Consider the following 6992-nt stretch of genomic DNA (forward strand, 5'->3'; position numbering starts at 1 on the left):
CCGGGCGATCCCTCCCGGCCCGCGGCACCCCGGGGGAGCGCGTCGTCGCCGCGTTCGACCTCGTCGACGTCCCGTCGCCCGGCGCCGCCCTGCGGCGACGCGGGTACGGCCCCGTCGAGGTCCTCCTCTCCCGCGCGGGCGGGCGACCGCTCCGGCTGCCCGGGCCCCCCGGTCTCCGGCGTCACCCCCTCCGCTTCACCCGCCGACCCGGGGACCAGGCGGGCCTCGGGGTCGCCGCCCGCTCCGCCAACGTCGCCGGGTGCCTCGTCGCGCGCGTCGACCTCACGGGCCGCCGGATCGTCGTCGTGGACGACGTGCTCACCACGGGCGCCACCCTGCGGGAGACGTGCCGGGCGATCCGCGCCGCGGGCGGCGAGGTCGTCGCGTGCGCGGTCCTCGCGGCCGTCCCGGGTCGCCGCCGCCCCGTGGGGTCCGTGCGGCCCGGCCCGGAGCGTCGCTCCCTGTGCACTTCCGATGCACTCGCGGTGCACCCGCCGGATGCCTCGCGCATCGCGGAGCCGGAGGTCTAGGCTCGCCCGAAAGGCGTGAAAGTGATCGCCCTCTTCCAGCGGGCGGCGCGTCATGATCTGGAGGTACGTCATGGACATCAACATCACCGGCCGCAACGCGGAGATCACCGATCGCTTCCGCGTGTACGCCACCGAGAAGGCCGACAAGATCGCCCAGCTCGCCGAGAAGTCCATCTCGCTCGACATCAAGGTCTCGCGGCACAGCGAGAAGTCCGGCGGGTCCGCCGGCGACGACCGCGTGGAGATCACGCTCGTGGGTCCCGGCCCCGTCATCCGGGCGGAGAGCAGCGCCGCCGACAAGTTCGCGGCCTTCGACCTCGCCCTCGGCCGCATGCTGGAACGGCTGCGCCGCGCCAAGGACAAGAAGAAGATCCACCGCGGCAACCACCGCCCGGTGTCCCTCCACGAGGCGGCGACCGGAGGCTTCGCCCAGATCGACCTCGACCCGGCCGACGCCGAGCTCATCGAGCGCGTCAACGGCCGGAGCGTCGCCCCCGTCGACCAGCCCGTCGCCGAGGAGGACTACTGCCCCGTCGTCATCCGCACCAAGGTCTTCCCCTCCCAGTCGATGACGGTCGACCAGGCGCTCGAGCACATGGAGCTCGTGGGCCACGACTTCTTCCTCTTCATCGACGCCGAGACCGACCGCCCGAGCGTCGTCTACCGCCGCAAGGGCTGGGACTACGGCGTCATCGGCCTGGCCGACGGCGAGCAGGAGCTGGAGGGCGCCGGCGCCGGCTCCCGGTCGCTCCGCCGCTGATCCGCTCCTCGCTCCGCGAGGTCGAGGCCCCGTGCGCTCCGGCGCACGGGGCCTCGTGCGTCCGCCGCTCCACGGGTCAGGGCGCTCCCGGGAACGGGAGCGGGTGAGTCGGTACTATGGCGGTGCTCGTCGGCGGCGATATCCGCGTGCCGACCCGGCGGTCGTCGTCACCCGGCGCCCGCCCCAGATCCGCAGGGAGACACCGATGGCGTCAGTACTCGAGAAGGTCCTTCGCGTCGGCGAGGGCCGCACGCTCCGCAAGCTGCAGAACTACGCGAAGGCGGTGAACCAGCTCGAGGAGGACTTCACGCACCTCACCGACGAGGAGCTGAAGAACGAGACCGTCGAGCTGCGCGAGCGCCACGCCAACGGCGAGTCCCTCGACGACCTGCTCCCGGAGGCCTTCGCGGCCGTCCGCGAGGCGTCCCGCCGCACCCTCGGCCTCCGTCACTTCGACGTCCAGATCATGGGCGGCGCGGCCCTCCACCTCGGCAACATCGCCGAGATGAAGACGGGCGAGGGCAAGACCCTCGTGGCCACGCTGCCCGCGTACCTCAACGCCATCGCCTCGCGCGGCGTGCACGTCATCACGGTGAACGACTACCTGGCGAGCTACCAGAGCGAGCTCATGGGCCGCGTGTTCCGGGCCCTCGGCATGACCACCGGCGTCATCCTCGCGGGTCAGACCCCGCAGCAGCGCCGCGAGCAGTACGCCGCCGACATCACCTACGGCACGAACAACGAGTTCGGCTTCGACTACCTGCGCGACAACATGGCGTGGCAGGCGGCCGACATGGTCCAGCGGGGCCACTTCTTCGCGGTCGTCGACGAGGTCGACTCCATCCTCATCGACGAGGCCCGCACGCCGCTCATCATCTCGGGCCCGTCCGCGGGCGACGCCAACCGCTGGTTCACCGAGTTCGCGACGGTGGCGAAGCGCCTCATCCCGGAGGTCGACTACGAGGTCGACGAGAAGAAGCGCACGGTCGGCGTGCTGGAGGCCGGCATCGAGAAGGTCGAGGACCACCTCGGCATCGACAACCTGTACGAGTCGGCCAACACCCCGCTCATCTCGTTCCTCAACAACTCCATCAAGGCCAAGGCGCTGTTCAAGAAGGACAAGGACTACGTCGTCATGAACGGCGAGGTGCTCATCGTCGACGAGCACACGGGCCGGATCCTCATGGGACGCCGCTACAACGAGGGCATCCACCAGGCCATCGAGGCCAAGGAGGGCGTGGCGGTCAAGGCCGAGAACCAGACGCTCGCCACCGTCACGCTGCAGAACTACTTCCGCCTCTACAAGAAGCTGTCCGGCATGACCGGTACCGCCGAGACCGAGGCGGCCGAGTTCATGAGCACCTACAAGCTGGGCGTCGTCCCGATCCCCACGAACCGGCCCATGCAGCGCAAGGACCAGTCCGACCTCATCTACAAGAACGAGAAGGCCAAGTTCGAGCAGGTCGTCGAGGACATCGCCGAGCGCCACGCCTCCGGCCAGCCCGTGCTCGTCGGCACGACGAGCGTGGAGAAGAGCGAGTACCTCTCCAAGCTCCTCGCCAAGAAGGGCGTCCGCCATGAGGTCCTGAACGCGAAGAACCACGCGCGGGAGGCGGCCATCGTGGCCCAGGCCGGCCGCCTCGGGTCCGTCACCGTCGCCACGAACATGGCCGGTCGCGGCACCGACATCATGCTCGGCGGCAACGCCGAGTTCCTCGCGGTCGCCGCCATGAACTCCCGCGGCCTCAGCCCGGTCGAGACGCCGGAGCAGTACGAGACCGAGTGGGACGACGTGTTCGCCGCGGTCAAGGCGGAGGTCGACGAGGAGGCCGCCAAGGTCATCGACGCCGGCGGCCTGTACGTGCTCGGCACGGAGCGCCACGAGTCGCGACGCATCGACAACCAGCTCCGCGGGCGCTCCGGCCGCCAGGGCGACCCGGGCGAGAGCCGGTTCTACCTGTCGCTCACCGACGACCTCATGCGCCTGTTCAACAACGGCGCCGCCGCGAGCCTCATGGGCCGCGACAGCGTGCCGGACGACGTGGCCATCGAGTCGAAGGTCGTCAGCCGCGCCATCCGCAGCGCGCAGGGCCAGGTCGAGGCGCGCAACGCCGAGATCCGCAAGAACGTCCTCAAGTACGACGACGTCCTCAACCGCCAGCGCGAGGCCATCTACGGCGACCGCCGCCACATCCTGGAGGGCGACGACCTCCAGGAGCGCTCGCAGCGGTTCCTGGAGGCCGTCATCGACGACGTGCTCGACTCGCACATCGGCGAGGGCAACGGCGACGACTGGGATTTCGACGCCCTCTGGACGGAGCTCCGCACCCTGTACCCGATCTCCATCAGCATCGACGAGGTCATCACCGAGGCCGGCAGCAAGGGCCGCGTCAACCGCGACTTCGTGCGCCGGGAGATCCTGTCGGACGCGAAGCTCGCGTACTCGAAGCGCGAGGAGCAGCTCGGCGAGGCCGCCATGCGCGAGCTCGAGCGCCGCGTCGTGCTGTCGGTCATCGACCGCCGCTGGCGCGAGCACCTGTACGAGATGGACTACCTGAAGGACGGCATCGGACTCCGTGCCATGGCGCAGCGCGACCCACTCGTCGAGTACCAACGGGAGGGCTTCGCGCTCTTCCAGCAGATGATGGGCGCCATCCGCGAGGAGACCGTCGGCTTCCTGTTCAACCTCGAGGTCGAGGTCCAGGCGCCTGCCGACGCGGAGTCGGTGGGTCCGCGCATCCAGGCGAAGGGGCTCGCCGCCAATCAGGCGACGGCCGACAAGCTCCGCTACACGGCTCCGACGGACGACGGCGGCGTCGAGGTCCGCAACCAGCGCGGCCAGATCGAGAAGGCGGCCACCGCGAAGGCGCGCAAGGAGCAGGAGGCGGAGGACGCCATCCTGATCGGCGAGGACGAGTCGGAGGCTCCGCAGGGACCGCCCGCGCGCGGCGCCTTCGGCCAGCGCACCGGCCCGTCGTCGGCTCCCGCGAACCGCGAGGAGCGGCGCAAGGCCGAGCGGGGCAAGTAGCGCAGCGGGTCGGCGGTCACCGCCGACTCGCACCGTCCTGCAGGCATGACGAAGGGCGCACCTCCCGGAGGAGGTGCGCCCTTCGTCATGCGACGGACGAGGTCGGCTCAGAGCACGTTGATGGCCGTCGCGCGCCAGCGGCGGTCGAGTCCCTCCAGCCGGATGGCGACGGCGCGTGCGCGGGCCCGGCCATGGACGACGATGACGGCCTCGATCACGCCGTCTCGCGGCGAGAACGACGTGACCGTTCCGATGGTGAACACGGGGCGGGTCACCGACTGTCCCTTCGTGCGCCGCGCCCGAGCGCTCAGCACCACGCGCTTGAGCAGGTGGCGGTAGACGTCGTCGCTGACCCAGCGAGCGATCTGGTCGAGCTCACGGGCTCCCGCCAGGATCTCGATGACGCATCGGGTGAGGTTCTCGAGCAGGGGACCGGACGGGGGCAGGTCCTGGCTGCTGCAGGGCTGGCGTCCGAAGAAGTCGTCGACGTCGAAGCGCTTGCGGATGGTGCCGCGGACGGGAGCGGTCGCCGTCGGCGCCGTCGCGCCCGGCGCGCGTGCCGTGGCCCCTGCGGGGGGATCGCCTGCGGTGCTCGACGCGCTGGACGCCTTCCGAGCCGCTGCGCGGCGTGCGGCTGCGCCGTCGGCGTCCCCGGAGATGGTGCTCCGGCGGTCAGGGAGTTCCTCCCGTGGCACTGCTTCACTCATGCGTCACTCCCATCCGGGTGCTCCCCCCGGTCGGGGGACCACGATGACTGGACAACTGTGACATCGCGAGAGGATCGGTGCACGTCCAGGACCCAACATGTGGAGAACTGAGAGCGGATCTCAAGGAAGCGACCCCAAGGTGATCCGGATGTCCCCGCCCTCGTCGCCGCCGCCACGTCCGTCCGACGCTCCCGTCGCGGGCATCGCGTGAGGTGGGACAACCTCTTCGACGACCTCGAGGGCCAGTGGGAGACCGCCCGCCTCGCCGAGGAGCGCGACCAGCGGGCGGAGGAGGAGCGCGTCCGGGTGGCGCGAACCGTGCTGCGCGACCGCCTCCGCGCCCTGACGTCGTCGGACCAGGTGCGGCCGCTCCGGCTGTCGCTGTGCGACGGCACATGGGTGGACGTGCGCGCCAAGGTGCTCGGGCGCGACTGGCTGTCGGGCGACCTCGTCGTCCCCGGCGAGGCGAGCGCGTCCCGGGAGGAACGGGCGTGCATCCTCCCGCTCGCATCGGTCCACGCCCTCGCCCTGGACCGCGAACAGGTGAGGGCCAGCCTGCAGCCCGTGTCCGAGCTCCCGCCCGAACGGGGGATCGTGGACCGCATCGGGCTGCCGTTCGTCCTCCGGGACCTGTGCCGGCGTCGCGCGCGGGTCGAGCTGCGCCTGGCCGACACCGTCGTCGGCGGCACGCTGGACCGGGTCGCCCGCGACCACGTGGACGTCGCCGTCCACGAGGCGGGCACCCCGCGCCGGGAGTCCGCCGTCACCGGGTACCGGCTCGTGCCGCTGGTCGGGATCGTGCTCGTCCGGGTCTGAGCCGGCATGTGGACAACGTGCGACGTCCGGGCACCCCGTCCCCGACATTGACCCGCATGCCTCCCACCTCTCGTCCTGCGCGTCCGGCGCGCCGTCCGGCCTGGCTGGATCCCCGCTTCGTCGTCGGGCTCGTCCTCGTCCTGGTGTCCGCGGGCGGGGTCGTGGCGCTCGTCCGCTCCGTCGACTCCTCCACCGTCGTCATGGCCGCGGCATCGGCCCTCGACGCGGGCAGCACGGTCCACGACGCCGACCTCGTGCCCGTGCGGGTCCGCATCGACGGCGCGGCCGCGGGCCTCTACGTCTCCCCGGGTTCGGCGGACGGGTCGGTCGTCACCCGGTTCGTGGGCGGGGGCGAGCTCGTCCCGCGATCCTCCCTCTCCTCGTCGGACGCGCGCACCACGGCCTCGGTCGTCATCGCGACGGCCGCCGGAGCGGACCACCTGGTCGCGGCGGGGACGGTCGTCGACATCTGGGCGGCCGCCGCCAAGGGCTCGGGCACCGACGCGTACGACCCGCCCCGGGTGATCGTCTCGGGCGCGACCGTCGCCGAGGTGATCCGCCCGGAGGGCTTCGTGGCCGACCAGGAGCACACCCGGGTCCGGGTGACGGTGCCACGGCAGGACGTCGCGGCCCTGCTCGCGTCCACCGACGCCCGCGACCAGATCACCCTCGTGCCCGTCGGCGACGCGGGCGCCTGACGTGGCCTGCCTCATCCTGGCGCTCCCGCCCCGCGTGGAGGACGCGCTCCTGCGGGACGTCGTCGACGCGGGCCACACGGTCCTGGCGCGGGTGACGGGCGCGGCCGAGGTCGTCGCCGCGGTGCGGTCCGCCGCGGCGGACCCGTTGCACCTCGTCATCGCGGCGTCCCCGTCGACCCTCGACCGCGACGTCCTCGCCCTGCTCGACGAGCGCGGGGCGCGTGCGGTCGCCGTCGCGTCCAGCGAGGCCGACCGGCGGAACGCCCAGGCGCTCGGGCACCACGAGGTCGTGGACGAGGGGGCGGTGTGGCATGAGATCGAGGCGCTGCTGCTAAACGTGCGCCCGGCCCCGGGCGGAGGCGCCCCCTCCGGTGCGCGCCGGGCCGACCCGGCCGCTAGCCTTCGGGCGGCGGAGCCCGGGGAGCTCGCGCCTGCCGAGGGCAGGCGCGAGCG

6 protein-coding genes and 1 pseudogene are annotated in these 6992 nt (G+C 72.1%); 6 read left to right on the forward strand and 1 reads right to left on the reverse strand.

The genetic code is table 11. The annotated features are described in order from the left end of the window. The 3 genes from Q6969_RS11410 to secA all read left to right on the forward strand — a co-directional run. Positions 1 to 530, forward strand: a 530-nt coding sequence (locus Q6969_RS11410) for a phosphoribosyltransferase family protein (RefSeq protein ID WP_317230548.1), incomplete at its 5' end; no start/stop codon positions are given. Between the two features lie 70 nt (positions 531 to 600). Then, on the forward strand, positions 601 to 1290 hold the full coding sequence (gene hpf / locus Q6969_RS11415) for a ribosome hibernation-promoting factor, HPF/YfiA family (protein WP_317230549.1): 690 nt from the start codon (positions 601 to 603) through the stop codon (positions 1288 to 1290). 205 nt (positions 1291 to 1495) lie between these two features. Beyond that, positions 1496 to 4318 (forward strand): preprotein translocase subunit SecA, encoded by a 2823-nt coding sequence (gene secA, locus Q6969_RS11420; protein ID WP_317230550.1) that lies wholly within the window; start codon positions 1496 to 1498, stop codon positions 4316 to 4318. A 107-nt stretch (positions 4319 to 4425) separates the two neighbouring features. Here the strand turns inward: secA and Q6969_RS11425 are convergent, their stop codons facing one another. Next, positions 4426 to 5025 carry an Rv3235 family protein gene (locus tag Q6969_RS11425; protein WP_317230551.1) on the reverse strand — a complete coding sequence of 200 codons (600 nt, stop codon included), beginning with the start codon at positions 5023 to 5025 and terminating at the stop codon, positions 4426 to 4428. Positions 5026 to 5232: 207 nt separating this feature from the next. On the opposite strand from Q6969_RS11425, the gene Q6969_RS11430 reads away from it, so the two are divergent. The 3 genes and pseudogenes from Q6969_RS11430 to Q6969_RS11440 all read left to right on the forward strand — a co-directional run. After that, a complete protein-coding gene (locus Q6969_RS11430; protein ID WP_317230552.1) occupies positions 5233 to 5841 on the forward strand; it encodes a hypothetical protein in 609 nt (202 codons plus the stop codon). A 56-nt stretch (positions 5842 to 5897) separates the two neighbouring features. Next, on the forward strand, positions 5898 to 6539 hold the full coding sequence (locus tag Q6969_RS11435) for an SAF domain-containing protein (protein WP_317230553.1): 642 nt from the start codon (positions 5898 to 5900) through the stop codon (positions 6537 to 6539). 1 nt (position 6540) lies between these two features. Further along, a pseudogene (locus tag Q6969_RS11440) lies at positions 6541 to 6992 on the forward strand (septum formation inhibitor-activating ATPase); the annotation flags it as partial.

Origin of the sequence: Clavibacter sp. MX14-G9D (genome assembly GCF_032917815.1) — a bacterium.
In the GTDB taxonomy this organism is placed as follows: domain Bacteria; phylum Actinomycetota; class Actinomycetes; order Actinomycetales; family Microbacteriaceae; genus Clavibacter; species Clavibacter michiganensis_K.